Annotated in this window: 24 protein-coding genes; 8 read left to right on the forward strand and 16 right to left on the reverse strand. The window is 68.2% G+C overall.

Annotated elements, in window-relative coordinates:
- Window positions 1-59 precede the first annotated feature (59 nt).
- Window positions 60-1244, forward strand: a complete 1185-nt coding sequence (locus tag ACYCO6_RS06390) for a GNAT family N-acetyltransferase (protein WP_459770440.1) — start codon at window positions 60-62, stop codon at window positions 1242-1244.
- A 70-nt stretch (window positions 1245-1314) separates the two neighbouring features.
- Here ACYCO6_RS06390 and ACYCO6_RS06395 read toward each other — a convergent pair whose 3' ends face one another.
- Window positions 1315-3540 carry a GumC family protein gene (locus ACYCO6_RS06395; RefSeq protein ID WP_459770442.1) on the reverse strand — a complete coding sequence of 742 codons (2226 nt, stop codon included), beginning with the start codon at window positions 3538-3540 and terminating at the stop codon, window positions 1315-1317.
- Between the two features lie 188 nt (window positions 3541-3728).
- Here ACYCO6_RS06395 and ACYCO6_RS06400 point away from each other — a divergent pair, with 188 nt between their 5' ends.
- On the forward strand, window positions 3729-4307 hold the full coding sequence (locus ACYCO6_RS06400; RefSeq protein WP_459770444.1) for a polysaccharide biosynthesis/export family protein: 579 nt from the start codon (window positions 3729-3731) through the stop codon (window positions 4305-4307).
- Window positions 4308-4322: 15 nt separating this feature from the next.
- On the opposite strand, the gene ACYCO6_RS06405 is transcribed toward ACYCO6_RS06400, so the two are convergent.
- Together ACYCO6_RS06405 and ACYCO6_RS06410 are read right to left on the reverse strand one after the other, a co-directional pair.
- Complete coding sequence (locus ACYCO6_RS06405; RefSeq protein WP_459770446.1) at window positions 4323-4940, reverse strand: hypothetical protein; 618 nt, start codon at window positions 4938-4940, stop codon at window positions 4323-4325.
- A 214-nt stretch (window positions 4941-5154) separates the two neighbouring features.
- Window positions 5155-5403 (reverse strand): hypothetical protein, encoded by a 249-nt coding sequence (locus ACYCO6_RS06410; protein ID WP_459770448.1) that lies wholly within the window; start codon window positions 5401-5403, stop codon window positions 5155-5157.
- 268 nt (window positions 5404-5671) lie between these two features.
- Between ACYCO6_RS06410 and ACYCO6_RS06415 the strand changes: the two genes are divergently transcribed.
- Window positions 5672-5887, forward strand: coding sequence for a hypothetical protein (locus ACYCO6_RS06415; protein ID WP_459770450.1), 216 nt, complete (start codon window positions 5672-5674; stop codon window positions 5885-5887).
- 10 nt (window positions 5888-5897) lie between these two features.
- Here ACYCO6_RS06415 and ACYCO6_RS06420 read toward each other — a convergent pair whose 3' ends face one another.
- The gene (locus ACYCO6_RS06420; protein WP_459770451.1) at window positions 5898-6950 is read right to left on the reverse strand and encodes a hypothetical protein; all 1053 of its coding nucleotides are present in this window, start codon (window positions 6948-6950) and stop codon (window positions 5898-5900) included.
- A 29-nt stretch (window positions 6951-6979) separates the two neighbouring features.
- Entirely contained in the window at window positions 6980-10015 is a 3036-nt protein-coding gene (locus tag ACYCO6_RS06425; protein WP_459770454.1) for a penicillin-binding protein 1A, read from the reverse strand.
- Between the two features lie 156 nt (window positions 10016-10171).
- Between ACYCO6_RS06425 and ACYCO6_RS06430 the strand changes: the two genes are divergently transcribed.
- The 4 genes from ACYCO6_RS06430 to gyrB all read left to right on the forward strand — a co-directional run bounded on the left by ACYCO6_RS06430 (window position 10172) and on the right by gyrB (window position 16161).
- Window positions 10172-11839, forward strand: a complete 1668-nt coding sequence (locus ACYCO6_RS06430) for an alpha-amylase family protein (protein ID WP_459773454.1) — start codon at window positions 10172-10174, stop codon at window positions 11837-11839.
- A gap of 87 nt (window positions 11840-11926) precedes the next feature.
- Window positions 11927-12571 (forward strand): MBL fold metallo-hydrolase, encoded by a 645-nt coding sequence (locus ACYCO6_RS06435; RefSeq protein ID WP_459770455.1) that lies wholly within the window; start codon window positions 11927-11929, stop codon window positions 12569-12571.
- A gap of 4 nt (window positions 12572-12575) precedes the next feature.
- Window positions 12576-13538, forward strand: coding sequence for an aldo/keto reductase (locus ACYCO6_RS06440; protein WP_459770457.1), 963 nt, complete (start codon window positions 12576-12578; stop codon window positions 13536-13538).
- Between the two features lie 178 nt (window positions 13539-13716).
- Window positions 13717-16161 carry a DNA topoisomerase (ATP-hydrolyzing) subunit B gene (gyrB, locus tag ACYCO6_RS06445; protein WP_459770459.1) on the forward strand — a complete coding sequence of 815 codons (2445 nt, stop codon included), beginning with the start codon at window positions 13717-13719 and terminating at the stop codon, window positions 16159-16161.
- A gap of 492 nt (window positions 16162-16653) precedes the next feature.
- Here gyrB and ACYCO6_RS06450 read toward each other — a convergent pair whose 3' ends face one another.
- Window positions 16654-16947 (reverse strand): hypothetical protein, encoded by a 294-nt coding sequence (locus ACYCO6_RS06450; RefSeq protein ID WP_007563909.1) that lies wholly within the window; start codon window positions 16945-16947, stop codon window positions 16654-16656.
- A gap of 63 nt (window positions 16948-17010) precedes the next feature.
- On the opposite strand from ACYCO6_RS06450, the gene ACYCO6_RS06455 reads away from it, so the two are divergent.
- Entirely contained in the window at window positions 17011-17220 is a 210-nt protein-coding gene (locus ACYCO6_RS06455; RefSeq protein ID WP_007563911.1) for a hypothetical protein, read from the forward strand.
- A gap of 117 nt (window positions 17221-17337) precedes the next feature.
- Here ACYCO6_RS06455 and ACYCO6_RS06460 read toward each other — a convergent pair whose 3' ends face one another.
- From ACYCO6_RS06460 to ACYCO6_RS06505, 10 genes are all read right to left on the reverse strand, one after another.
- Window positions 17338-18117 carry a COG4705 family protein gene (locus ACYCO6_RS06460; RefSeq protein WP_007563913.1) on the reverse strand — a complete coding sequence of 260 codons (780 nt, stop codon included), beginning with the start codon at window positions 18115-18117 and terminating at the stop codon, window positions 17338-17340.
- On the reverse strand, window positions 18090-18929 hold the full coding sequence (locus ACYCO6_RS06465) for a COG4705 family protein (RefSeq protein WP_007563915.1): 840 nt from the start codon (window positions 18927-18929) through the stop codon (window positions 18090-18092). Before ACYCO6_RS06465 ends, ACYCO6_RS06460 begins: the two co-directional genes overlap by 28 nt.
- 29 nt (window positions 18930-18958) lie before the next feature.
- The gene (locus tag ACYCO6_RS06470) at window positions 18959-19366 is read right to left on the reverse strand and encodes a hypothetical protein (protein ID WP_007563917.1); all 408 of its coding nucleotides are present in this window, start codon (window positions 19364-19366) and stop codon (window positions 18959-18961) included.
- A 68-nt stretch (window positions 19367-19434) separates the two neighbouring features.
- Window positions 19435-20211, reverse strand: a complete 777-nt coding sequence (locus ACYCO6_RS06475; RefSeq protein WP_007563919.1) for a COG4705 family protein — start codon at window positions 20209-20211, stop codon at window positions 19435-19437.
- A 92-nt stretch (window positions 20212-20303) separates the two neighbouring features.
- Window positions 20304-21599 carry a sensor histidine kinase gene (locus tag ACYCO6_RS06480; protein ID WP_007563921.1) on the reverse strand — a complete coding sequence of 432 codons (1296 nt, stop codon included), beginning with the start codon at window positions 21597-21599 and terminating at the stop codon, window positions 20304-20306.
- Complete coding sequence (locus ACYCO6_RS06485; protein ID WP_007563923.1) at window positions 21596-22255, reverse strand: response regulator transcription factor; 660 nt, start codon at window positions 22253-22255, stop codon at window positions 21596-21598. Before ACYCO6_RS06485 ends, ACYCO6_RS06480 begins: the two co-directional genes overlap by 4 nt.
- Window positions 22256-22322: 67 nt before the next feature.
- Entirely contained in the window at window positions 22323-22760 is a 438-nt protein-coding gene (locus ACYCO6_RS06490) for an EamA family transporter (protein ID WP_007563925.1), read from the reverse strand.
- 131 nt (window positions 22761-22891) lie between these two features.
- Complete coding sequence (locus ACYCO6_RS06495; RefSeq protein ID WP_007563927.1) at window positions 22892-23500, reverse strand: MFS transporter; 609 nt, start codon at window positions 23498-23500, stop codon at window positions 22892-22894.
- A 184-nt stretch (window positions 23501-23684) separates the two neighbouring features.
- On the reverse strand, window positions 23685-23963 hold the full coding sequence (locus tag ACYCO6_RS06500; RefSeq protein WP_007563929.1) for a hypothetical protein: 279 nt from the start codon (window positions 23961-23963) through the stop codon (window positions 23685-23687).
- A gap of 225 nt (window positions 23964-24188) precedes the next feature.
- The gene (locus ACYCO6_RS06505) at window positions 24189-25130 is read right to left on the reverse strand and encodes a cation diffusion facilitator family transporter (RefSeq protein ID WP_007563931.1); all 942 of its coding nucleotides are present in this window, start codon (window positions 25128-25130) and stop codon (window positions 24189-24191) included.
- Window positions 25131-25139: the final 9 nt, after the last annotated feature.

A 25139-nucleotide genomic window follows, 5' to 3' on the forward strand; every position in this document is an offset into this window, starting at 1 on the left:
GCACCGCAGGCTGAGCGCTCAATGGAGGATCGTCGGCGATCCAGCGGGAGAACGAGACCATGGCGGTCGGCGTCCAAGTGGCGGAAAGGGCGGTGTTCGACACCGGGGCGGGCGGCGCGCTGACTGCGGAGATCATCGCCGATCTTGCAGCGGCCGAGGCACTGTGGCGTCGGCTCGAAGCCGATCCGGCCAGCCTTCAGACGCCTTACCAGCGGTTCGACTGGACGAGCGCCTATCTGCGCTCCACCGATCGGGCCGACAGTGCGCGGATCGTCATCCTGCGGGATGCCGACGGCCGGCCCCGCATCCTTCTGCCTCTGATCCTGCGTCGGGAATTCGGCCTGTGCGTGGCGCGGACGGTCGGAGACACGCATGCCAATTACCAGATGCCGCTTTTCGCGACGCGCGATGCCGCTTCTCTTCCCCATGGCGAGATCCGCGCCGCCCTGGTCCGCGCCGGGCGGACGGCCGGCATCGATGCCTACGCGCTGCAGCATCAGCCCCGGGTCTGGGAGGAGGCCGCCAATCCGCTCGCCGCGACCGGCGAGCCCGAGGCCAGCGACGCCTACGGGCTGATGCTGGACTCCGACCCGGACGCAACGGTGCGGCGGGTTTTCAGCGCCGATGCCCGGAAGAAGCTGCGGTCAAAGGAGAAGCGTCTCGTCGAGGCCAAGGGTGCGATCGCATATCGCTGCGCCAGCACTCCGGAGGAGGCAGGCCGTTATCTCGCGGCGTTCTGCGTCCACAAGTCGGCGCGCTTCGCCGAGATGGGCGTCGCCGATCCTTACGCGGACGCCGGGATCCGCGACTTCCTGGCAGTGGCCTCGTCCGGCGCTCACCCCGCCATCGAGCTGCATGCCCTGTGCCTCGCCGAGAGCGGCCGCGTGATCGCGACCTTCGGCGGCGCCGTGAACGCACACCGCTTCAGCGGCATGATGACAGCGTTCGATGCCGATCCGGAGATCGCCCGGTTCAGCCCGGGCGATCTGCTGCTCCAGCATCTCGTGCGCGACCAAGCGGCGCGCGGACGTCAAGGCCTCGACCTCGGAGTTGGCGAGGCGCGCTATAAGGCCAGCATATGTGATCAGACGATCAGTCTCGTGACAACGATCATACCGGTCAGCCCGTGGGGCCGGATCTACGGCTTTGTCCGGCAGGGACTGACGCGCACCAAGCGGCGGATCAAGCGCGACCCGCGCCTCTACGCCGTCCTGCAGCGGCTCAGGAAGCTGCGCCGGTCCTGAAGGCCGGCGCCGCCGTCCACGCGTCCCTGATCGCCGAGGCGCACTGAGCGCGGCGGAAATGTCCTATGGATCAGGCGGCGTTCAGGCGAAGCTCGGCGCGCGCCTCATCCTCCGCCGAAACCCGCGCGCCGGCGCGATCCTGGGCGACGAGAATCTGCCCGGCACCGGCATCCTCGGCGATGGCATAGAGGTCGGCCAGCGCCGGATCCTCGGCCGACGCGTTCGAGGCGATGACGACCGTGTCCATGAAGCCGGCGACCAATTCGAGCAGATCGACGGCGCCCGGAGCGGCCAAGAGCCGGCAGAAGACCCAGTCGTAGGCCTCCGCCATGGCATCGAAGGTCAGCGCCAGGGCGTCCTGCTCCTCGAACAAGACCGTCGCGGTGCGCTGCCCGGCCTCGATCCGATGCAGACCGCTGTCGCGCCTTGCCTGGATGACGTCGAGGAAGGCGGCCTCGCCGGCGACCAGATCGGTGAAGCCGGGCCCCTCGGTTCCGTCGGCCGGGCCATTCAGGTCAACGGCGAGGAGGCTTCCGTCGCGGCCGAGCGCGCGGGACAAGGCCTCGGGGAGGGCAGGGGTGCTGCGGGCTTCCTCGGTCTCCATGATCAAGATCCGCCGGCCGGAACGCGCGTCTTCCGGCCGCGGCCCGGCTGCGAAGCGCGCGATCAGCGGCGAGAGGTCGAAGGCCTCCACGGCGGCGGGCGCCTTCGGCGGCACCGAGGCCGCCGTGACGGGTCCAGCGACCTCCGAGGCTTCGGACCAGCGTGCTGCCGGCATCGCCTCCGGGAAGGCGAAGGACGGCCGGTCCAGGGACGGCTCCCGACGCCGGCGGTCCGCCGACTCGGGATCCTCCCGGTCGGCCGCATTGCGACCGGACTCGGCGAGCAGCGCGCCGGCGATGACGCCGCCGGCCGACAGCATGAGCGTCAGCAGGGCCGCAAAACCGATGATCGGCAGCTTCTTGGGGAAGGACGGGACCTCCGGTGTCACGGCCCGCGAGACGATGCGGGCATCGGCCGGCGTGGCGCTCTCGCCGTCCCGCGCTGCCGCCTCGCGGTAGCGGGACAGGTAGGATTCGAGCTGCTCGCGCTGCGCCTTGGCCTCACGCTCCAGGGCGCGAAGCTGGATCTCGCTGGAATTGCCGCGAACGACCACGTCCTGCTGGCCTTCCACCGCGGTCTGGAGGCTCTCGACCCGGGCGCTGGCAATCTTGGAGTCGTTCTCCATCGTGCGGACGACACGCTCGGCGGAGAGCTTGATCTGGGTGTCGAGATCCTCGAGCTGGGCGTGCAGTTCCTTGATCCGGGGGTGGGCCGGCAGCAGCGTGCGCGATTCGAGGGCGAGCTGCGCCCGCACGGCGATGCGGTTCTCGACGATCCGCCGGATCACCTCGTTGTTCGCCACATCGGGGATCTCGAAGGCACGGCCGTCCTTGATCAAGTCCTTGATGGCCTTCACCTTGCCGTCCAGGTCGGCCTTGAGGATCCGCGCCGCGGAAAGCTGGCTCGACAGCTCGCCGAGCTGCTGAGCCGTCAGCGGCCGTCCGCTCGCTCCCGCGCTTCCCACGAGCCCGTTCTTGGCGCGGAAGGCCTCGACCTTCGCCTCCGCCTCGGCGACGCGCTTGCGCAGCCCGTCGATATTGCCGCCGAGCCAGGAGGAGGCGTAGCGCGCAGTATCCACCTTATCGGCTTCGAGGGACGAGATGTAGAGCTGCGCGATGGTGTTGGCGCCCTCGGCAGCGAGCTTGGCATCCTTCGAGCGGAACTCGATCGTCAGAATGCGCGACTTGCCTGCCGGATAGACCAGCAGGTGGTCGAAATAGGCGTCGAGCACCCGATCCTCGGCCGGGCGGTCGAGGGGATTGGCGCCGATACCGAGCATCATCAGCACGCGCTGCGCCGGCCCGATGCTGCCCGCTCCCGGGTCGAACTCCGCATTGCCCACGAGCTTGAGCCGGCGAATCGCCTCCCGGGCAAGGTCGCGGGACATCACGACCTGCACCTGGCTCGCCACCGCCTGCTCGTCGATCGGCGCGAGCTGGTCGGCGCGCTCCTGCGCGGTCCGGGCAAAGGCAGGATCGCGGCTCTCCAGCAGCAGCTTCGCCTCACCGGTGTAGCGCGGGCTCACCACGTTGACGAAAACGCTCGCCCCCAGCGCCACCACCAGGGTCGGCCCGACGATCCAGCCGATCGAGCGACGCAGGATCTGCGGCAGCTGCGCGAGGCCGAGGCCTTCCGGAGCGCGGCGATCCGGCCCGGACGCGGCTTGGGTCGAGCGCAGACGAATACGGGACATGAAGACGCTCTGAGCGCGAAGGCGAACCGGGCGGCCACGGATGCCGTCCGGCGGCCATTAGCGAGCGTTAAGGTTGCTCAAGAGTTAAGGTATCGCTTTATCGATGAGCGCGAGGCCGTTCGGAGCGGTGATCAAGTTTCATTAACCTTAACGGCCTAGACCGTGCCGCATCCGCATTCACGACGGCGATGGTGATGAACCGGCGCGCTCTGTTTCTCGCACTCGGCTCGACTCTGGCGCTCGGCGGATGCCTGCGTCCGAGCTTCCGCACCGACCAGCTCGACGCCACTGGCACGGGCTCGATCGCCGCACGCTACACGCTCGCAGCCGGCGACAAGCTGCGCGTGATCGTTTTCGGGCAGGACAATCTCTCGAACATCTACGCGGTCGACGGCGCAGGCCGGATCGCGATGCCGCTGATCGGCACCGTGCAGGTCGGTGGAGCGACGACTGGCCAGGCCGCGAGGGCGATCGAGGCCAAGCTGGCTTCCGGTTTCGTCCGCGAGCCCCACGTCACGGTCGAGGTCGACACCTACCGACCGTTCTACATCCTCGGCGAGGTCACGACGTCCGGGCAATATCCCTTCGTGAATGGCATGACGGTCGAGACCGCGGTGGCGATCGCCGCAGGCTTCGGACCCAGGGCGGCTCGGGACTATGCGGTGCTCACCCGCGACACCGGCGCGGGACTGGTCTCAGGCATCGTGCCGATGACCTACTCGGTCCGCCCGGGCGACACGATCGTCATCAAGGAACGGTTCTTCTGAGCGGTTCCGGCACCGTCAATGTCCGGATTGCCACGGGTTGATCACCCGCATGGCAGTCTTTTGCGCGGGAATCGGTGTCGCGATGGGCGGCGTGGCCTTTGCGGCGCGCTCCATCATCCGGCGCGCCTCGTTGGCGGGCGATGCGCCGACTGGTGTGAACAGTCCGGCCAGCACCTTCCGGGTCTTCTTGCTGACACGGGTCGAATTCTGCACCGGCTCGAAGTCCCGCAGGGCGTGGCGCTTGTCCGGATTGCCGGTGAAGACGCGGGCCCCGGAATTCAGGACCACGATATCGCCCGGCCGCAGCGTCTCATCCTTCAACAATGCCGCCGTCGCGCCGCCCTTCATGTCGATCGGCGTCTGGCGCGGGCTGACCTCCTGCGCCTTGACGTGGATCTTCACCGGCAGCGCCGCGTAGCGCGTCTGGAAACGTCGACGGGCAGCACCGAGCCGCGGCGTCGATCTGCGGCCGAACGCCCTGTCATTGAAAGCCCTGTCGCTCAGGCCCGGGGATTGGGCCGGCTGTGCCTGCTGGGGGGCGGGGCGAGCCCCGAACAGCATTTCCAAGAAGCCCAGCTCGGCCGCCTGGGCGCTGAAAGCGGTCCCGGCGAGAAGCCCGGCGGCGGCGATCACAGCCAGCGTGCTGCCCGTGCGAAGCCTCATTGCGTCCTCCGGAAACGACGCCCGACTTGAGCGTCCGACCCTCAACCGCAAGACGAGCGGGAGGGTTCCGGAATATTGGCGCTCTGCAGATGGACTTCGGTTGTTGCCACGAAGGTCCGGTATTCGACGGACCGGCGGAAGATGAATTGTGCGAAACCGACCGCGCGTGCGCGACCGGGGGTGATCAGGCCGGAGCGGATTGCTCACCCTCGCCGATGCAGTCGAGGGCGCGCTCAACGGCGCTCACGGCGTCGAGGAGGTGCTGAACCGTGCGCTCGACCTCGAGCGCCGGGCGGCCCATCGCGGCGGCGCGGGCGCTCACATCCTCGAGCTGGTCCAGCAGGGCGAGGAGATCACCGGCCACGGTGACAACCTCGCAGCGGGCGAGGCGCGTAACGGTCGGGCGCGGACGGAAGGGCAAGACGTTGCTCATCGGCGAGTGTTGTCGCCCGAAACCCCCCGGATTCGCCAGGGGGCCCACCCGCCGCTCAACACGATTGCCGGCCGAAATCCGCCGGTAACCGGCGGAAAGGTAGATTTTCCGTGGCTGCTGCGCATCGGAGGCTGCGGAACGGATTTACGAGTTGCGACCGAGCTTGACGGATCGGTTCCAGCGCGGACCATGCCGCGACTGTCCCTTGGTTTGGCAACGACCGGTGGAACCGATCCACCGGTCGATCCGGCTACCGTCAGGATTCGCGATGCGCTTCACCCTTCTCGCCCTCTCCGTGCTGACGATCGGCGGTCTCTGCGCCTGCAGCACCGACGGTCCCGACTCCCGCAGCGGCCTCGCCGAGAGCTTCAACCTCGACAATTACCGCGCCTCCAGCAACACCAACGGCACCCAGACCCGCCGGGACGTGAACCGCGCCTTCACCCAGCCGACGCTGCCGACGATCGGCAATCGCGGCATGTGAGCGGGACGGGTCAGCGCTTCGCGAGAGCGTCCGCGAAGGTGGTGATCCGGTTACGGGCGTAGACCGGCAGGCCGGCGCTGATCGAGTTGCCGGTGTTGAAGCTGGAATTGCCCATCAGCACCTGTGCGGGAAGCAGGTTCTTCAGCACCGGCACCCGCGCATATTCGGCCTTGCGATCGAGGACGTCGCCCTTGATCGCCAGAGCCATGTAGGCCGTGACCACCGTCTTGGTGGGGTCGTTCGGCATCGGCTGGAACACGGCCAGGAACTTGCCGAACCGCAGGATCTGGTTGACCCAGAAGATCGTCTGCTCCAGCCCGCCGCTGACGCTGGTGTCGACCTTCGTGAGCGCATTGAGGGGCGCGCCCTGGTCGGGGCCGAGCACCCGCAGCTCGCTCTGAAAGGAGACGTATTCGGCGATCTTCTTGGCCGAGCCCTCCTCCAGTTTGTTGGCGAGCTTCACCCCGAGCGGCAACTTGCCTTCGAGATCGTAGCGGGACTCGATGCAGGCCCCAGCGCCCTCGCACCAGGGGCGGTCCGGGCGCTTGGCGAAAGCCGCGGCCGGATCCTTGTTGGGCGTCACGTCGGCGGCCGGCACGGCCTTATGCTTGATTGCCGGGTCCATCTTCTGAACGAAGGCGAGGTTGGCGAAGGACGCGATGTCGATCGCCTCCGGCGGTCGCGGCACCACGAACCGCCCCTCGGCCACGTAGACCTTGAGCGTCTCGTGCCGCGGCTTAGTCACGCCGTTCACCGTGATCGTGTAGTCCGGCTCCTTGTAGCCGGGGAAGGGCGCCAGAGCCGCAGCCTCGGCGGGACGCACCTTCAGCCATTCGAGATAGGGGATCAGACCGTTCTCCGGCGCCGACGGTTTGTCCCGGTGGTCCGTGAACAGGATCTGCCCGGGCTTGATCGTCGCGGGGTCGATGGCGGCGACCGAGGGGACCTCCTTGATCCGCTCGGGTCCCGGCACCGGGGCCGAGTTCGCGGCAGGCGTCTGCGCGCAGACCGGGACGGCAGCCGTGAGGGCAAGGGCGAGGGCGGCAGGAAGCTGCGTTCGCAACGGAAATCTCATCTCTCGGGGGAGGGCGGTCAGTAACCGGGATCTTCGCCGAACAGGTAGTCCGGATCGCGGCGCCGCGGCCGGCGCACGTCCTCATCCCCGAAGGGCGTGCGGGCGGTCTGGCCCGGCCAAGGTTTGTACGGGTCCCTGTAGGCGTCCTGACCGTAGGGATCCAGATCGCCCTGTGCGCGGCGGCTGCGCGAAGGCGGTCGCTCGCCGAACGGGTCGAGCGGGTCCGCGGGCGAGCGCTCGCCGGTCATGTTGCCATAATAGTCACCCGCCACGCTCGCGCCGTCCTCTGATCCGGCGAGGTCGCCGTCTTCGGCATCCGGCCGCATCGCGTAGAGCGTCTCGCGCGGCACGAGCCGATACTGCGTGTCGGCCATGCGTCCGTCCCCGCTCGTACGAAAATGCTCGAGGAATCCGCCGCCCGCGATGCGCTGGCCACTGCGCGGATCGACTGGCAGGTCGGCGATGAAAGGCCGCGCCTCGGAGGAGGGGCCCCGCAGCGGCGTCTTTGAGATGCCGTTCGCCCAGGCCGCCTGGAAAATCGCGGAGGCGATGGGAACCGAGACATGCCCGCCGGTCTGTCCGCGGCCGAGGGTACGGCGGCTGCCGTCGGCGTTGTCGTAACCGACCCAGACCACCACGGTGATCTCGTTGGTGAGGCCGGCGAACCAGGCGTCGTTCTCGTTCTCCGAGGTGCCAGTCTTGCCGGCGACGTAAGTCGAGAATCTCGACAGCGCCGCCGCGGTGCCGTGCTGCGTCACGCCCTGGAGCATCGTCTTGAGCTGATAGAAGGCCACCCGGTCCGCAGAACCGATGCGAACCGGCTCGCGGGCCGCATGGGTGTAGAGCGGCTTGCCGTCCCGCTCCACGGATTCGAGGGCGTAGGGCGCGGGGCGCGCGCCCTCGTTGGCCACCGCCGCGTAGAAACCCGCGAGATCGAGCATCCGCACCGGCTGGGCGCCGAGCACGAACGGGTAATAGGGCTCGCACTCAGCGTAGATCTGCGCCTCGAGGGCGATATCGCAGACCCGCTTGAGGCTCGCGGGCGCCTTCGGGGCGATGCCGCCCTGCAGCAGGCGGGCGGTGACGAGGTTCTTCGAGAATTCCAGCCCGCGCCGCAGGGTCGTCGGCCCCGAGCCGCCGCCCTCGTAGTTCTTCGGCGACCAGGAGTCGCCAGTGCCACTGATCGGCGGCAGGGTCACGGGCGAATCCAGCACCAGGGTATTGGGCTGGAGCCCGGCATTCAGCGCCGCCAGATAGGTCAGCGGCTTGAGGGTTGAGCCCGGCTGGCGCACAGTCTGGGTGACGCGGTTGAGCTGGCTCAGCGGGTACGAGAAGCCGCCGGCCATCGCCAGGATGCGGCCGGACTGATTCTCCAGCACCAGGGCGGCACCCTGGACGGTTGGCCGTACCCGGATCTGCGCGCGCAGGCCGCCTTTCCCGGCGGTGAGCTTCACCCGCACCACGTCGTAGGGTTGCAACTTCCCACGGGCGATGCCTGGGTCGAGAACCGCGGTGCGGCCGTCGGCTAAGCCGACCCTGACCCCGCCACGTCCGGTCTCCAGCACCACGGCCATCGGCCAGCGGACATCGTATAGCACAGGGCGCGCGCTCTCCAGCGCCAGCAGCCAGGCCGGCTTACGCTGCGGTTGTGCATGAGCCGCCTTCTCGGCCCGAAGCGTCTTGGCGTCCGCCTTGACCGCATCCGCGCGCGCGCCGGTGACGGCCGGGACGGCCTGCGCCGAGCCTTCCGGAGCGGGCGCTGCCGCCTGAATGCGGCGGACGCTGTCGGCGAGATTGAGCTCGGGGGCCGTGAATGTCTGGCGCCCCGTGGCGCGTTCGTAGTTCGCGAGTCCGTCCTGAAGCGCCTGCTCCGTCGCCCGCTGCAGGCCGGCGTTGATCGTCGAACGCACGGTGAACGAACCGGCTGTCAGCGAATCGACACCCGCGAAGGTGCGTGCCTCCCGGTTCAGGAAGTCGACGACGTAGAAGCCGGAATCGCGCCGGGCCGTCTCGATCGGCTTGAGGCCGAGATCGGACTTGATGGCAACGTTCATCTCCGCTTCGGTGATCGTGCCCTCCTCCTTGAGGCGGGCGAGCACGTAGGCGCGCCGCTCCCGCGCCCGGTCCGGGTACTTGTCGGGGCTATAGAAGTTCGGCCCCTTGGGCATGCCGGCCAGCAGCGCCGCCTCCGGCAGGGTGAGCTGCCCCACCGGCTTCCCGAAATAGCTCTCCGCCGCCATCTCGATGCCGTAGGCGCCGCGGCCGAGATAGATGCCGTTGAGGTAGAGGCCGAGGATCTGCGGCTTGGTGAGGATCTGCTCCAGGCGCGACGCGACGATCATCTCGCGGATCTTGCGCTCGTAGGTGACGTCGTCGCCCACCGAGAGGTTCTTCACCACCTGTTGCGTGATGGTCGATCCGCCGGCGGGCCGGCCCGGCGAGGCAAGGTTGCCGATGAAGGCGCGGATGACCCCGCGCTCATCGATGCCGTGGTGGCTCTCGAAGCGCTTATCCTCGGCGGCGATGAAGGCCTTCTGGACGAGCGGGGGGACCGCCGAGATCGGCACGACGATGCGGCGCCCGCTGGGCTCGGAAGCTTCGGCGAAGGGCTTGCCGGCGCCGTCGAGGATGCGGGTCATGCCGGGCAGCGCCTTGTCGCGCAGGGCCTCGGCGCTCGGCAGATCCTTTGTTGCGTTGTCGTAGAACTCAATCACCGCGCGGGCGTCGAAGGGCGAATTCGGCGGGTTCTCGCCCTTGCAGAACTGCTTGTAGCTCGTGTTCAGCTCGTTGAGATCCAGCCCATGCAGGATCTTCGGCGCGGCCGGACCCGCGACGGACGACGGATCCTCCATGGCGGTGGTGATCAACTCGTCGAGATTGATGTCCTCGATGTCGAACGCCTTGCGCATATGGGCGCAACCGTCGCGCAGCAGACGCACCACCTCCGGTCCGTCCGTGGCAGGGTCGAACCGGGTCCGCACTGCGTCCGGCCGAGTCGTGACCTGACTCAGGGTGAGGGCTGTCGCGAACAGCTTGATCAGAATGGCGTTCATGCGGGCCGGATATGGGGGCGCGATGGGGCGGGCGCGGACCTTCCGGGCGCGCGCCTTAGCAGGGCGTGCACAACGCGGCTGTTTTAAGGAGAAGCCGAACGGCAACGCTTTCGCCCGACCCGACGTTCGTCATGCGCGCCAACGCCGGGGGGCATGATGATCACCGACCTGTGGTACAAGAACGCCGTCATCTACTGCCTGTCCGTCGGCACCTTCATGGATGCCAACGGCGACGGGATCGGCGACTTCGCCGGGCTCGAGCGACGGCTCGACTACATCCAGGGGCTCGGCGCCACGGCGATCTGGCTGATGCCGTTCCAGCCCTCGCCCAAGAGGGACGGCGGCTACGACATCTCGGACTATTACGGCGTTGATCCGGATTACGGCTCCCTCGGCGATTTCGTCGCCTTCACGCATGCGGCCAAGCAGCGCGGCCTGCGGGTCCTGATCGACCTCGTGGTCAATCACACCTCCGACAAGCACCCCTGGTTCCAGTCGGCCCGCGCCGACCCGGATTCACCGTTTCGGGACTGGTACGTATGGTCGGAGGAAAAGCCGGCCACAGCCGAGGAAGGCATGGTCTTCCCCGGCGTGCAGGAGACCACCTGGACCTACGACGCGAAGGCGAAAGCTTACTATTTCCATCGGTTTTTCGACTTTCAGCCGGACCTCAACACCGCCAACCCCGAGGTGCTGGCGGAAATCCTCAAGATCATGGGCTTTTGGATCCAGCTGGGCGTATCCGGATTCCGCATGGATGCCGTACCGTTCGTCATCGCCCAGAAAGGCGCCGATATCGGCGGCAAGCCGCGCGAGCAGTTCGACATGCTGCGCGACCTGCGCGAATTCCTGCAATGGCGCCAGGGCGATGCCATTATCCTGGCCGAGGCCAACATCCTGCCGGAGCAGGATCTCGACTATTTCGGCGACGACGCCGACCGCATGCACATGATGTTCAACTTCCAGGTCAACCAGGCGACCTTCTACGCTCTGGCCGCACACGACGCGCGGCCCCTCGTGAAGGCGATCGAGCGGACCAAGCCGCGCCCGCTCTCGTGCCAGTGGGGCATCTTCCTGAGGAACCACGACGAACTCGACCTCGGGCGACTCACCGGGACGCAGCGGGAGGCCGTGTTCGCGGAGTTCGGGCCCGAGAAGCGGATGCAGCTCTACGACCGGGGCATCCGGCGCCGCTTTGCGCCGATGCTGTCCGGGGATCCGCGGCGCATCCGGCTTGCCTATTCCCTGATGTTCACCCTGCCCGGGACGCCGGTGCTGCGCTACGGCGACGAGATCGGCATGGGCGACGAACTCTCCCTGAAGGAGCGGGACTGCGCCCGCACGCCGATGCAATGGTCCGGCGAGCACCACGGCGGTTTCTCCAAGGCGGAGAAGACCGTGCTGCCGGTGATCGACCATGGCCCCTACGGCTACGCGCATGTCAACGTCGCCGACCAACGCCACGATCAGGGTTCGCTTCTGAACTGGATGCAGAGCATGATCCGTCACCGCAAGGAGACGCCCGAGATCGGCTGGGGCGACGTGGTTCCGGTTCAGACCGAGAATCCTTCCGTCCTGGCGCTGCGCTACGAATGGCGGGGCAATGCGGTCCTGTGCGTTCACAATCTTGCGGCGGAGCCGATCGAGATCGCGATCGAGTCCGGCAGCCCGGATCCGGAAAATGACGTTCTCGTCGATGTGCTCACCGGTTCGCGCAGCGAGGTTGAATCCGACGGACGGCACTGCGTGTTCCTGGAGGGCTACGGCTATCACTGGTTCCGGGTGGGCGGCCTCGACGCCCTGCTGAAGCGCCGTCCGGCCTGAACACGGCCCGAGGGTGTGCCCGGGCCATCGTTCAGGCTACTAGAGGGCAACGCGCGCCCGCCGGGCGCTCTGAGGACGACACGCGCGATGCCAGGAACGCCCCGCGCCGGGATCATCCCGGTCACGCCCTTTCAGCAGAACTGCACGCTGATCTGGGACGACGCCACCAAGGTCGGCGCCGTCGTCGATCCCGGCGGGGATCTCGACCGGATCGAGGCGGCGATCCGGGAGCAGGGCGTCCAGGTGGAGAAGATCCTGTTGACGCACGGGCATGTCGACCATGCCGCCGGCGCCGACGAGTTGCGCGAGCGTCTCGGCGTGCCGATCGAGGGACCGCACCGCGCCGACAAGTTCCTGCTCGACTCCCTGCCGGAGACCGCGGCCAATTATGGCCTGGGTGAAGCGAGGCCTGTGACGCCTGACCGCTGGCTCGACGACGGCGACGCCGTGACGGTCGGCGGCCTCGGCTTCGATATCCTCCACTGCCCGGGCCACTCGCCCGGCAGCGTGGTCTTCGTCAGCCGGGATGCGCGCTTCGCCCTCGTCGGGGACGTGGTGTTCAAGGGCTCGGTCGGCCGCACCGACCTGCCCGGCGGCAACCACGAGCAGCTGATCCGGGCGATCAAGGAGAAAGTTCTGCCGCTCGGCGACGACGTGGCGTTCATCCCGGGCCATGGGCCGACCGGCACCCTCGGCGAGGAACGTGTCTCGAACCCCTTCCTGCAGGACTGAGACCATGGACAAGCGCCGCATCGGCCGCTCCGCTCTCACGGTCGCGCCCTTCTGCCTCGGCGGTAACGTCTTCGGCTGGACCGCGGACGAGGCGACCTCGTTCGCCATCCTGGACCGCTTCGTCGAGAGTGGCTTCGACTTCATCGACACCGCCGACGTCTACTCGCGCTGGGCACCCGGCCATATCGGCGGCGAATCCGAGACGGTGATCGGACGGTGGCTCGCCGCCCGGCCGGGTGCGCGAAACAGGATCGTTCTCGCCACCAAGGTCGGCATGGATATGGGCGAGGCCGGCAAGGGCCTGTCGACGCAGCATATCGAGCGGGCCTGCGAGGCCTCCCTGCGCAGGCTCCAGACCGACCGGATCGACCTCTACCAGTCGCATCTCGACGACGCCGACGTGCCGCTGGAGGAGACCCTGCGGGCCTATGAGCGCCTGATCACGGCCGGCAAGGTCCGGGTGATCGGCGCCTCGAATTACGGGGCGCCGCGGCTCGCCGAGGCGCTCAAGGTCGCGGCTGCGGCCGGGCTACCGCGCTACGAGTGCCTCCAGCCGGATTACAGCCTCGCCGAGAGGGGCTACGAGGCCGAGCTTGAGCCGCTCTGCCGGAGCGAGCAGATCGGGGTGATCGGCTATTTCTCTCTCGCCGCGGGGTTCCTCACCGGAAAGTACCGATCCGCGCAGAACGCCGCGGGGAGGGCGCGGGAGAACCGGGTCGCCAAGTACATCAATCCGCGCGGCCTCGCCCTCCTCGAGGTGCTCGACTCGGTTGCACAGGCGCACGATGCCAGACCCGCGCAGGTGGCTCTCGCCTGGATCATCGCCCGCCCGGGGATCACGGCCCCGATCGCCAGCGCGACCACGGTGGCGCAGCTCGACGAACTCCTCGGGGCCGCCCGCCTGACCCTGTCGGCGGACGCGATCGCCCGCTTGGACGAAGCCAGCGCCGGCGGTATCGAGGGCTAACGCCGCGTTAATCCGGGAGCGTCAGAAAAGCGAGGATCCGGGCCCACCTCAAGCCCGCAAAATCGTGCAATCTCAACGCGGAAACCCTATATCAGGCGGATCAAGCGAGAGCGCAGGCGCAGGCGCCCGACGGCGCGAGTCCCTCCGTCGCGACTAGCCCGCCTGTCCGAGGAATTTCATGGCCGACACCCCCCAGACCGAGCACGCCGATTACGGCGCGGAATCGATCCGCGTGCTGAAGGGCCTCGACGCCGTCCGCAAGCGGCCCGGCATGTATATCGGTGACACAGACGACGGCTCAGGCCTCCACCACATGGTGTACGAGGTCGTGGACAACGCCATCGACGAGGCCCTCGCGGGCCATGCCGACCTCGTGACCGTCACCCTCAATGCCGACGGATCCTGCACGGTGTCCGATAACGGACGCGGCATACCGGTCGACATCCACAAGGAGGAGGGTGTCTCGGCGGCTGAGGTCATCATGACCCAGCTGCACGCGGGCGGTAAGTTCGACCAGAACTCCTACAAGGTCTCCGGCGGCCTTCACGGCGTCGGCGTCTCGGTGGTGAATGCCCTGTCGTCCTGGCTCAAGCTGCGCATCTGGCGCAACGACAAGGAGCACGCGATGGAGTTCCGCCACGGCGATGCCGTGGCGCCGCTCGAGATCATCGGTCCCGGAAACGGCCGACGGGGGACGGAAGTCACCTTCCTGCCCTCCACCGAGACCTTCACGATGATCGAGTTCGACTACGCGACGCTGGAGAAGCGCCTGCGCGAGCTCGCCTTCCTCAATTCCGGCGTGCGCATCGTGCTCACCGACGCGCGGCACCCCGAGAAGAAGCGGGAGGAGCTGTACTACGAGGGCGGCATCGAGGCGTTCGTCCGCTATCTTGACCGCTCCCGGAAGCCGATCGACGGCCTGACCAGCCCGGTGGTGGTACGCTCCGAGCGCGACGGTATCCGCGTCGAGGTGGCGTTCTGGTGGAACGACTCGTTCAACGAGACGGTGCTCCCCTTCACCAACAACATCCCGCAGCGCGACGGCGGCACCCATATGGCGGGCTTCCGCGCTGCGCTGACCCGGCAGATCACCGGCTACGCCGAATCCACCGGCATCGCCAAGAAGGAGAAGGTCTCGCTCACCGGCGAGGATTGCCGCGAGGGTCTGACCGCGGTGATCTCCGTCCAAGTACCGGACCCGAAATTCTCGTCGCAGACCAAGGACAAGCTCGTCTCGTCGGAGGTGCGCCCGGCGGTGGAGAACGTCCTCAACGAGGGCCTCTCGACTTGGCTTGAGGAGAATCCGAGCCAGGCGCGCTCGGTGATGGGCAAGGTCGTGCTGGCGGCATCTGCCCGCGAGGCGGCCCGCAAGGCGCGCGAGACCGTGACCCGCAAGGGTGCGCTCGACATCGCCTCGCTGCCCGGCAAGCTGGCCGACTGCCAGGAACGCGATCCGACCAAGTGCGAGATCCTGCTGGTGGAGGGCGATTCCGCCGGCGGCTCGGCCAAGCAGGGCCGCGACAGGACCTTCCAGGCGGTGCTGCCGCTGCGCGGCAAGATCCTGAACGTGGAGCGCGTTCGGGCCGACCGCATGCTCTCCTCGGCCGAGATCGGCACCCTGATCACGGCGCTCGGCGCCGGGATCGGCCGCTCCTCCACCGACCGGGAGGGCTTCAACCCGGAGAAGCTGCGCTATCACCGCATCATCATCATGACCGATGCGGACGTGGACGGCTCGCACATCCGGACGCTGCTCCTGACCTTCTTCTTCCGGCAGATGCCGGAGCTGATCGAGCGCGGCCACCTCTACATCGCGCAGCCGCCGCTCTACAAAGCCGAGCGCGGGCGGAAGGCGATCTACCTGAAGGATGAGCGCGCCCTTGAGGATTACCTGATCGATCAGGGCACCGACGGGGCAGTCCTGCGTCTCTCCACGGGTGCGGAATTTGCCGGGGCTCAGCTCAAGAGCCTGGTCGAGGAGGCTCGAACCTTCCGCAGCATCCTGCAGGGTCTGCATACGCGCTATGACCGCGCCGTGGTCGAGCAGGCTGTGCTGGCTGGAGCTTTCGACGCCGAGGCGGCGTCCCGTGCGGGCGAGGCCGAGGTCCTGGCCGACATGACCGCACGCCGCCTCGACGCCATCGCGGATGAGATCGAGCGGGGCTGGCAGGGCGAGTCCTTCGAGGGCGGCTATCGCCTCAGCCGGACGCTCCGCGGCGTCCGTCAGGTGGCGACGCTCGACGCCGGCCTGATCACCTCGCAGGAGGCGCGCCGCCTGTCGGAGCGGGCAGATGCTTTCCGGGAGATCTACGGCGAGCCCGCCACGCTGATGCGCAAGTCCGACGAGACGGTCCTGCACGGTCCCGTCGCCCTGTTCGAGGCGGTGATGGCCTTCGGCCGCAAGGGCCTCCAGCTCCAGCGCTACAAGGGCCTCGGCGAGATGACCGCCCAGCAGCTCTGGGAGACCACCCTCGACCGCGACGTGCGCTCGCTGCTGCAGGTCAAGGTGAAGGATGTCACCGACGCCGATGACCTGTTCGTGAAGCTGATGGGCGACGTCGTGGAGCCGCGGCGCGAGTTCATCCAGGAGAACGCCCTGAGTGTCGCCAATCTGGACGTGTAGATCACCAGCTGTGTAATTTCTCAGTAAAACATATCCCGGGAAGCGAGTTATGTGGACCGATTTACTGAGAAGCCTGACCTCGCCGGCATATCGGCCGGTTTTCAGGCCGGTAGAGCATTGATTCAGAGATGCTCTCCGCTGTCAACATCGAGCTTTCGTCAGTGCCCTTTGGTGACCGAGATCCAACGCTTCGGGGATGGTTACCTGCTGAGCGCCATGGCCGCCGAAGCCGTCGGGGTACGGACCGCTTAGGTTCGGAGTGGGTAAGGAAGACGGGGTTCCATCCGGCGTTGGTCGTCGCGGCGGGTGCCAGAGCGGGCAAACACCCTCGCAACGTCGACCGGGCGTCGGAGGAGGCCCAAGCCCTCATGGGGCCGCCCCCCTTCGGTTATGATTAAGCCGCCCGGCTCCTGAAAGGACTGCCTCATTGTAAGTGCTGGCGCTCAGAACAGCATCCAGCCGGTCCTGCAACCGCTCCGGCAGTACGGACTCTCAGTCCACCATCGCGGGCGTACCGACCAAGCCGACGATGGCAGCTACGGCCGCCTCACACTCGCCGGCGTCCATCTCCGTAACCTTGGCGTAGATGTCCGGCGAGCGTGGAAGACCCTTCATCCCCGCGATGCCCGATACCTGAGCGGGGGCGAACGTGGCTTGGGTAGCAAGGTCGCCGTCCTCCAGGGCGAGCATCGGGATGGACGAGTAGAGATCGTCGAGCCTCAACTCGACCCCGATGGCCGCTAGCCGGAGGACGGCGTTGGTCCTTGTTGGACTTCGTAGTGCCATCCGTCTCCCTGACGGTGAAAGAAATCAACCCGGCGCTGGTCCTGCGCGACAAGGACGAAATGCATGAGGTCCGGCAGCGTCTGGTATTCGAGCCATTTCCCGCCGCGGTCGTACCGTCAGGTCATCGAGGGGCCGGGTCAAGGCATCGTGGGCGATGGAGCCGCCGACCAGCATGCGGATTACCTGCCCGTCGATGTACTCCAGCCGCTCCCCTTCCTCCGCCGCTTCGCAAAGGCGTTCGTACTCATCCAGCCCGATGAAGTCGTCGCGTAACGCAGCGGGCATGCTATGGCCCTAGAGGTTCCCCCTCCTCATACGCTTGGACGTGGCGATCCGGAAGCTGCGGGCAAGGCACGGTGGCCGTTCGGCGCTCGCACGGGAACGTCCGGGTCACCGCGACGCCTGCGCTCCCTCTGTCGGATGCCGACCGGCCCTTTGCGGGAGGAGGACGATGAGCGCGACGATGAAGGCCCCGATCACGGCGGAGGCGAGCGGCCGGCTCAGGTTCAGCCCGCCGTCGGCGACCGGCTTGTCGAGGAAATCGCCCACCGTGGCCCCGAGCGGGCGGGTCAGGATGAACGCCGCCCAGAAGAGCGTGACCCGTGAAACGGAGGTCCGGTAGTACAGGGCGATGACGACCGCGAGCGCCGCCGCGAAGACGAGGGCGCCACCCTCGTAGCCGAGGCCGCCGGTGTCCGCGAGCCAGTCGCCGAGCGCGGTGCCCAACGTCTGCGAGAAGGTGATCGCCCCCCAATAGAACGCCTCGACCCGCGGGGTCGAAACCGTGTCCACCGACACGGTGCCCTCGGTCGCATACCAGAGCCCGAGCACGGCCGCGAGGCAGGCGAGGAGCAGGGTCGATCCGCCGGTGTATCCGATGCCGAGCGAGCGGTCGGCGAAGTCCGCCATCGTCGTACCGAAGGTGGTCGAGGCGACGATCGTGGACCAGTACAGGACCGGGTGGAACCGCTTCGACATGATCTGGGCGACCACGAGCCCGACCAGCAGCACGGCGAACAGGGCGGTGCCGGCGAGATAGCCCCAATCGAGGGTCATGGTGACGGTGTCGCCGCCGGTCTCCCCGAGCGTGGTGGCCAGGATCTTGACGATCCAGAAGCCCAGCGTGACCTCGGGTACCTTGCTCAGGGCGCGTTCGTAACGGTCGTCCATCGGACCTGCTCCTTCTTCGAGGGGAAACCTGACGGCGCGTCGGCGCAGGCCGCCCGGCGACCGGCACGCTGCGGGATGAGGAGGACGAGCCCGACCATGACGATCGCGAGGACGCCGGAGATCGTGATGTCGTCGATGCCCAGGCCGCCGGAAGCGACCGGCTTGTCGAGCGAGTTGGCGAGGGTGGCGCCGAGCGGCCGCGTCAGGACGAACGCCGTCCAGAACAGCATCGGCCTGGAAACGCGCGTACGCAGATGGAGGGCCGTGACCACGGCCAGCGCGACGAGGATGAGGAGCGCGCTCCCGTTGTACCCGAGCCCGCTGCTGTCGGCCATCCAGTCGCCCAACGCGGTGCCGAGCGTCTGGGAGAACATGACCGTGGCCCAATAGAAACCTTCGGCCCGCGGGGACCGCACCGTCTCCACGGCGACCGTGCCGAGCGTGCGCTTCCACAGGATCAGGGTCGCGACGACCGATCCGAGCAGCACCAGGGACCCGCCCGCGTAGCCGATGCCGAGGGACCGGTCGCAGAAGTCGGCGAGGGTCGTGCCTGCGAGCGTCGTCGCGGTGACCACGGCCCAGTACAGGAGCGGCTGGAAGCGGTCCGCCCGGACCTGTGCGGCGAGCAGCACCGCCAGGGCGGCCCCGAAGATCGCCGTGCCGGCGAGATAGCCGAGGCCGAGCGTCAACGTGACGGCGTTGCCGCCGACCTCGCCCAGGGTCGTGGCCACGATCTTGATGGCCCAGAACCCGGCGGTGGCTTCAGGCACCTTGGCGGGTTCGACGTGTCCGGGTCGCTCGGTCGGTTGCATCGGGCTGCCGTGGGAAAGCGAGTGCCGGCTCAGGCGGTGTGGGTCTGGTCGATGATGGCGAGCAGGTCGTCGACCGCGCGACGGCAGGCGGCCGGATCGGGGTTCGACGCCCGCAGCGCGTCGAGGGCGCGGTCGATGGCCTTGTCCACGACGTGCCAGTCGGCGGCGGCTCGCGGCTTCAGGCCGGCCTCGGACGCGTCCCAGGACAATTCCAGGTCCTTAATGTGCGTCTTGGCGGCGGCGAGGTCGCCCCGGTCGGTCATCGCCTTCACGTCGACGACGATGGACCGGAACTTGGAGAGGTCGCCAAGCTTCGAGGCCGCCATCGCCTTGGGCGTCGCTCCGACAGCGGCGTCCTGCATCGCCAGCAGGCCCAGGGGGGCGGCCGTGGCACCGATGACCGTCGCGGCGATGGCGGCGAGGAGGATGTTTCGCATGGTCGTTCGCTCCGTGTCGTGCGGCGTTGGAAGGACTGGAGGATGGGGATGCGGGAGGCGGCGGACGGTCAGGCCCGCCGCTGTCCGGCCGGCTCGCCAGGGCGTCCGGAGACGAGGCTCAGGGACGTCACCAGGGCGACGATGACGGCGAAGAAGGCGAGGCTGGTGGAGGCCGTGCCGAAGCCGAGGCCGCCGTATTCCCGTGCCTGCGACAGCAGATCGCCCAGCGATGCGCCGAGGGGGCGCGTGACGATGTAGGCGAGCCAGAAGGTCGTCACCGGGTTCGCGCCGAGGCGCCAGGCGAGGGCGAGGGCGGCCAGGATCGTGCCGAAGATGACGACGCCGAGATTGAAGCCGAGCCCCAGCGCCTCCGTGGCCAGGTCGCCCGCGGCCGTGCCGAGCGCGAAGGTCAGGAGGATGGCGAGCCAGTAGAACGCCTCGCGGCGTCGGGTCACGATGGCGTGGATCGAGAGCGTCCGCTCGGTCGCGTACCAGAGGGCGAACACGGCGGCGAGGGCGGTCGCGAACACGCCGGTGCTGACGAAGAGGCTCACGCCGAGCTTGTCGGTCAGGATGTCGGTGACCTGCGTGCCGACCACGCTGACGAGGACGACGGTCGACCAATAGGTCCAGGGCACGTAGCGCCGCTCGCGCACCTGCAGGGCGAGGACGGCCGCGAGGAGGCCGGCCGTGACGGTGGCGGTGACGGCGGCACCCAGGCCGACGTTCACCGCGAGGTAGTCCGCGCCGGTCTCGCCGACGGTCGTGGACAGGATCTTGATGACCCAGAAGGCCGCGGAGACCTCCGGTACCTTGTTCAAGACCTGGCGCTGGATCTCGCTCATCCCCGTCTCCCGTCCGTCATGGTCGGGCACGGTGATAGCGAGCCAGAATGAGGGCAGAATGAGCTTCGTCCAAAGGAGCCGCAGGCTCGGCCTCAGGCCGGCAGTCTGACGGTTGCGAGGGTCCCCTGCCCGTCACGTCGGTTTTCGACCGTCAGGCCGAGGTCGTTGCGCTCCGCGATGCGGCGGGCGATGGCGAGCCCGAGCCCTGTGCCTTCGACTTCCGGTGGCGCGGCCCGGAAGAAGCGGTCGAACAGGCGGCCCTCGCTTCCCGGCGGCAGCCCGCAGCCGGTGTCCCGAACCGTGACGACGCACGCACCGTCCCGGTTCAGCAGACGGACGTCGACCTGGCCTCCGGACGGCGTGTAGCGCAGGGCGTTGTCGACGAGGTTGGCGAACAGGACGCGGACCTCGTCCTCCGACGCGTGAAGCGTCGCGGGTGTCTCGATATGCACGCCCAGGTCGATGTCCTTGCGCTCGGCGAGCACGACGTGGTCGGCGACGCAGTCGAGCAGGAGCTGGCCGAGGTCGACGGATGCAGGACGCGCCTCGGCACCGTCGTCGAGCCGGGCGAGACGGAGCAGTTGATCCACCAGCCGGTTCGCCCTCCGGAGGCCGTCCGCCAGCGCCGTACGCCGCGCGTCGCTCCCGCCACCGGCAGGCCCGCCGAGGGAGTCGAGTTGGATCTGCATCGCGGCGAGCGGCGTACGCAGTTCGTGCGCCGCGTCGGCGACGAACCGCTTCTGGGCGGCCAGAGCGGCCTGCAGGCGAAGGATGAGCCCGTTCATGGCCTCGACGAGGGGCGCCACCTCCGTCGGCACGCCGCGCGTCGGCAAGGGGCCTTGGGCGGCGGCGCCGCGCCCGGCGAGGTCATGCACCAAGCCGTCGAGCCGCCCGAGCGCCCGGTTCATCGCCCAGCCGACGACGATCCACGACAGCGGGACGAGGAGCAGCAGGGGGGCCACGGCACCGAGCGCCGCATTGCGTGCGAACTCCGCCCTCACGACGTCGCGCTGGGCGACCCGGACCGTCGTTGTGCCGTTGGCGGTCGTGTATGTGCGCCAGAGCTCGCCGCCCATGACGACGTTCGCATATCCCGTGCGGCCGGGGTGGCGGACGTCGACGCCGCGGTCGTCGCGCAGGACCTGCCCGTCCTTCCAGATGGTGACGGCGAGTTGGTCCTCCGGGTCCTGGTCGGCGGCGGGCGGCGCGTCCGCGTCCGTTAGCCCGGGACCGGCGTTGAGGGCGACTTGCCGCAACTGCCCGTCGAGGAAATCGGCCGCCTCGATCCGCGCGAGGGCATAGGCCGCGACCATCGCGGCCAAGCCGATTCCGGCGAGCAGGGCGGTCATCCAGACGAGCGTCGTGCGGCGCAGGGAGGCGGCCCTCATGGCTTGGGTACCATCCAGCCCGCGCCGCGGACATTCAGGATCACGCCCTTGCCGACCTTTCGACGGACCGTGAGGATCAGGGCGTCCACCGCGTTGCTCTCGACCTCCTCGCCCCACCCGTAGATGCGTTCCTCGATCTGCGCACGAGAGAGGATGCGCCCCGGTCGCTCCATCAGGGCGTGCATGAGGGCGTATTCGCGCGCCGACAGGACCGCGACGGTCCCGGCGTGGGACAGGACGTGGCTTTCCGTGTCGAGTTCGGTCTCGGCGGCCACGAGCCGCGCGCTCGCCCGCCCGGCCCGACGGCGCAGGATGGCCCGCATCCTGGCGAGCAGCTCGCGCATCTCGAACGGCTTGACCAGGTAATCGTCCGCCCCGAGGTCGAGGCCTGCGACGCGGCTTTCGAGGCCGTCCCGCGCCGTGATGATGAGCACCGACGTGTCGATCCCGGCCGCCCGGGCGGATCGAAGCACCCGAAGTCCGTCCCCGCCCGGCAGGCCGAGGTCGAGCAGCGCGAGCGCGTGGCTGCCGTTGAGCAGGGCCGTCTCGGCCTCGCCGCCGTCGCGGACCCAATCGACGGAATAGCCCTCGGCCGAGAGGCCGTTCGACAGCCCTTCGCCGATCATCCGGTCGTCCTCGATCAACAGCACGCGCATCGGTCGGTCCGTCCGGTTTCGAGCCCTCGCCCTGGACTGCGCCGCGACGCATCCCTTCCCGCCGGCTTCATCCTCGATAGGCGACGAGCACGGCCCCGGCGGCGATGAGGGCGACGCCGAGCCAATTCGGTGGAGATAGACGTTCGCCGAGGAAGACGACCCCGAAGACGGCCACCAGCACGACGCTGAGCTTGTCGACCGGGGCCACGCGGCTGGCCTCGCCGAGCTTGAGGGCGCGGAAGTAGCAGATCCATGAGCCGCCGGTGGCGAGGCCCGAGAGCACCAGGAACACGTAGGTCCTGGCCGAGACCGACCCGACCGGTACCCACTGGCCCGTGCCGACCAGGATGGCGCCGAGGGCGCAGAGTATGACGACCGTGCGGATGAAGGTGGCGAAGTCGGAATTGACGTTCTCGATGCCGACCTTGGCGAAGATCGCGGTCAACGCCGCGAAGGCGGCAGAAAGCAGCGCCCACAGCTGCCAGGATCCGAGCAACGTCCTCATGCCGTGTTCCCCTCGATGCGGACCTGCCGCGACGCAATCCTCACGGCCCCCGACAGACCATCGGATGAGGGATGTCCGGCACCCGACGCCCCCCCCTGAGCGTCGCCGTTCCAACGCTCGCCGTGTGGTTCCTAATTCGCCCTGGACGGCCATTGCCGATGCAGGTCGTCGATGACGAAAGCATGCTCGTGCCGGCCCTGACCGATCCCCCGCACGTGGGGGTGGGACGGGTCGAGGTCCGCGTGGGCATGTGCGACGACGTCCGGGTCGGATGCAGGCCAAAGCATGGCCGCCGCCGCGACGCCCGCGACGGTCAGGGCGCCGAGTGCCGCCAGGGTCGCGGGCATCCCGACGGCAGCGCCGAGGCAGCCCGCCAGCGGGTAAGTGAGGAGCCACGACGCGTGCGAGAGCGCGAACTGGGCGGCGGAGTAGCCGATCCCAAGGACGAGCCAGGTCCCGAGCAGTACGGGCCAGCCGATGGCCCCGCACCAGGTCAGGGCAGCGACCCCGACGAGGACGACTCCGAGGAAGGCCGCGGACGGCAGCATCACACCCCTGTCGGACAGGCGGTCCAGGACCCGCGGTAGGACCAGGGCGGCGGCCATCGAGCCCGCGCCGAAGGGTCCAAGGGCAAGGGCGACGTCGTGCTGGGGGCGTCCGAGCAGGGCCTGGACGATTACCACGGTATTGACGATGACCATGGCGCCGGCCGCCGCGACGGCGAAATTCAGGGCGAGCAACCCGCGCAGGCGCGGTGTCGCCAGGAAGATCCGCCATGCCCAGTTGGCACTCGATACGGAGACGCCTAAGCCTCAGTGACGGGCCGGGCACCGAGCACAGAAAAGGCGACAGGCGCGTCAGGTCCGCGGGACCTCTGCTCTCCGTCACCAACACTCGATAACTGATAAATGGTCTCATCGGATTTCAACCAAGAGATCTACGCAAATCTTGGACGAATGCCTTCGCGAGCGCCGGCGCCTCGGCCACCACCTCTTCGTAGAACTTGGTCCCCACGGGGCCTGCCTGGGAATAATCCGGGGGCAACTCACCGATTGTCGCCGCGATCTCTGCGAAAACCTCTTCCCGTTCAGGTGCTGAAAGTTTTTGCATGAGAAGGGTCATCATGGCGATGGTCGATGTTCTCACAACCGCAAGCATCGCCGTTGTCGTCACGGCAAAATGGTGCGTTTGTAGATCATTCATTGAAAACACCTTGCATAGTCAAGCATCATTACTCAGGCATCACTTCCTGAGGTGCTTGAAGTATTGGAGAAACAATACGGCCAGAGGCAATCCGATACAGATCGCTATCATCATTCGATCCGCGGCTTTGCGGACGTATGGCCTGACCCGTCGCTTGCGCCGAGGATTTGGCGCCCACTCGGTCTGCAGCCGCGCCGATTTCTTACTCATGCCGGATGCTCGCCGTCACACGGGCAGGCGCGCGGCCTCGGCCGAAAGCGCCTCGTCCTCGACCTGGACGGTGACGTGCTCGATGCCGTGTCGCTCCTTCACCAGACGCCGGACCGCGCGGATGAGGTCGGGTCCGGCGGCGACGTCGTCCATGACCACGTGGCCGCTCATCGCGTCGAAGCCGGAGGTCAGCGTCCAGGCATGAAGGTCGTAGGCGCGCCGCACGCCAGGCATCGCCTCGATCTCCGTTCGTAGCGCGGCAAGATCGACACCCAGAGGCGTTCCCTCCAGCAGGATGTGAAGCGCCTCGCTCAACAGGCGCCAGGTGCGCGGCACGATGAACAGGCCGATGCCGGCGCCGACCAGCGGATCGACCCATCGCCAGCCCGTCGCCATCACCACGAGGGCCGCAGCGATGACGCCGACCGAACCCAGCATGTCGGAGAAGACCTCGAAGTAGGCGCCCTTGACGTTGAGGCTTTCCGACGATCCGCCCGCGAGGAGCCTCATGCTGGCGAGGTTCACCCCGAGGCCGACGAACGCGACCAGCATCATCGGCCAGCCGAGGATCTCGGTCGGCTCGAAGAAGCGCCGGTAGGCCTCGTACAGGATGTAGGCCGTCACCCCGAGCAGCACGACGGCGTTGGCGAGGGCCGCCAGGATCTCGAAGCGCATGTAGCCGAAGCTCTTGCCCGGCGACGGCGCCTTGGCCGCGTAGTGGATGGCGAGCAGCGACAGCGCGAGGCCGCCGGCATCCGTGACCATGTGGGCGGCATCGGCCAGCAGCGCGAGGCTGCCGGTGAGCAGGCCGCCGACGACCTCCGCGGCCATGTAGGTCAGCGTCAGGGCGAGCGCCCAGGCTAGGCGCCCCTTGTTCCTGCCCGCCGCCGAGCCCGCGGGTATGCCGCCGCCGTGCGAATGCCCGTGGCCGCCGCCGTGCGCGTGTCCGTGTCCCATGTCGCTCCC

It is taken from the genome of Methylobacterium sp. CM6257, from assembly GCF_054611515.1.

Coding starts and splice junctions, on each gene's coding strand:
- ACYCO6_RS06390 (WP_459770440.1), top strand. CDS start 60: ATGGCGGTCGGCGTCCAAGTGGCGGAAAGGGCGGTGTTCGACACCGGG.
- ACYCO6_RS06395 (WP_459770442.1), bottom strand. CDS start 3,540: ATGTCCCGTATTCGTCTGCGCTCGACCCAAGCCGCGTCCGGGCCGGAT.
- ACYCO6_RS06400 (WP_459770444.1), top strand. CDS start 3,729: ATGGTGATGAACCGGCGCGCTCTGTTTCTCGCACTCGGCTCGACTCTG.
- ACYCO6_RS06410 (WP_459770448.1), bottom strand. CDS start 5,403: ATGAGCAACGTCTTGCCCTTCCGTCCGCGCCCGACCGTTACGCGCCTC.
- ACYCO6_RS06415 (WP_459770450.1), top strand. CDS start 5,672: ATGCGCTTCACCCTTCTCGCCCTCTCCGTGCTGACGATCGGCGGTCTC.
- ACYCO6_RS06425 (WP_459770454.1), bottom strand. CDS start 10,015: ATGAACGCCATTCTGATCAAGCTGTTCGCGACAGCCCTCACCCTGAGT.
- ACYCO6_RS06430 (WP_459773454.1), top strand. CDS start 10,172: ATGATCACCGACCTGTGGTACAAGAACGCCGTCATCTACTGCCTGTCC.
- ACYCO6_RS06435 (WP_459770455.1), top strand. CDS start 11,927: ATGCCAGGAACGCCCCGCGCCGGGATCATCCCGGTCACGCCCTTTCAG.
- ACYCO6_RS06440 (WP_459770457.1), top strand. CDS start 12,576: ATGGACAAGCGCCGCATCGGCCGCTCCGCTCTCACGGTCGCGCCCTTC.
- gyrB (WP_459770459.1), top strand. CDS start 13,717: ATGGCCGACACCCCCCAGACCGAGCACGCCGATTACGGCGCGGAATCG.
- ACYCO6_RS06450 (WP_007563909.1), bottom strand. CDS start 16,947: ATGGCACTACGAAGTCCAACAAGGACCAACGCCGTCCTCCGGCTAGCG.
- ACYCO6_RS06455 (WP_007563911.1), top strand. CDS start 17,011: ATGAGGTCCGGCAGCGTCTGGTATTCGAGCCATTTCCCGCCGCGGTCG.
- ACYCO6_RS06460 (WP_007563913.1), bottom strand. CDS start 18,117: ATGGACGACCGTTACGAACGCGCCCTGAGCAAGGTACCCGAGGTCACG.
- ACYCO6_RS06465 (WP_007563915.1), bottom strand. CDS start 18,929: ATGCAACCGACCGAGCGACCCGGACACGTCGAACCCGCCAAGGTGCCT.
- ACYCO6_RS06470 (WP_007563917.1), bottom strand. CDS start 19,366: ATGCGAAACATCCTCCTCGCCGCCATCGCCGCGACGGTCATCGGTGCC.
- ACYCO6_RS06475 (WP_007563919.1), bottom strand. CDS start 20,211: ATGAGCGAGATCCAGCGCCAGGTCTTGAACAAGGTACCGGAGGTCTCC.
- ACYCO6_RS06480 (WP_007563921.1), bottom strand. CDS start 21,599: ATGAGGGCCGCCTCCCTGCGCCGCACGACGCTCGTCTGGATGACCGCC.
- ACYCO6_RS06485 (WP_007563923.1), bottom strand. CDS start 22,255: ATGCGCGTGCTGTTGATCGAGGACGACCGGATGATCGGCGAAGGGCTG.
- ACYCO6_RS06490 (WP_007563925.1), bottom strand. CDS start 22,760: ATGAGGACGTTGCTCGGATCCTGGCAGCTGTGGGCGCTGCTTTCTGCC.
- ACYCO6_RS06500 (WP_007563929.1), bottom strand. CDS start 23,963: ATGAATGATCTACAAACGCACCATTTTGCCGTGACGACAACGGCGATG.
- ACYCO6_RS06505 (WP_007563931.1), bottom strand. CDS start 25,130: ATGGGACACGGACACGCGCACGGCGGCGGCCACGGGCATTCGCACGGC.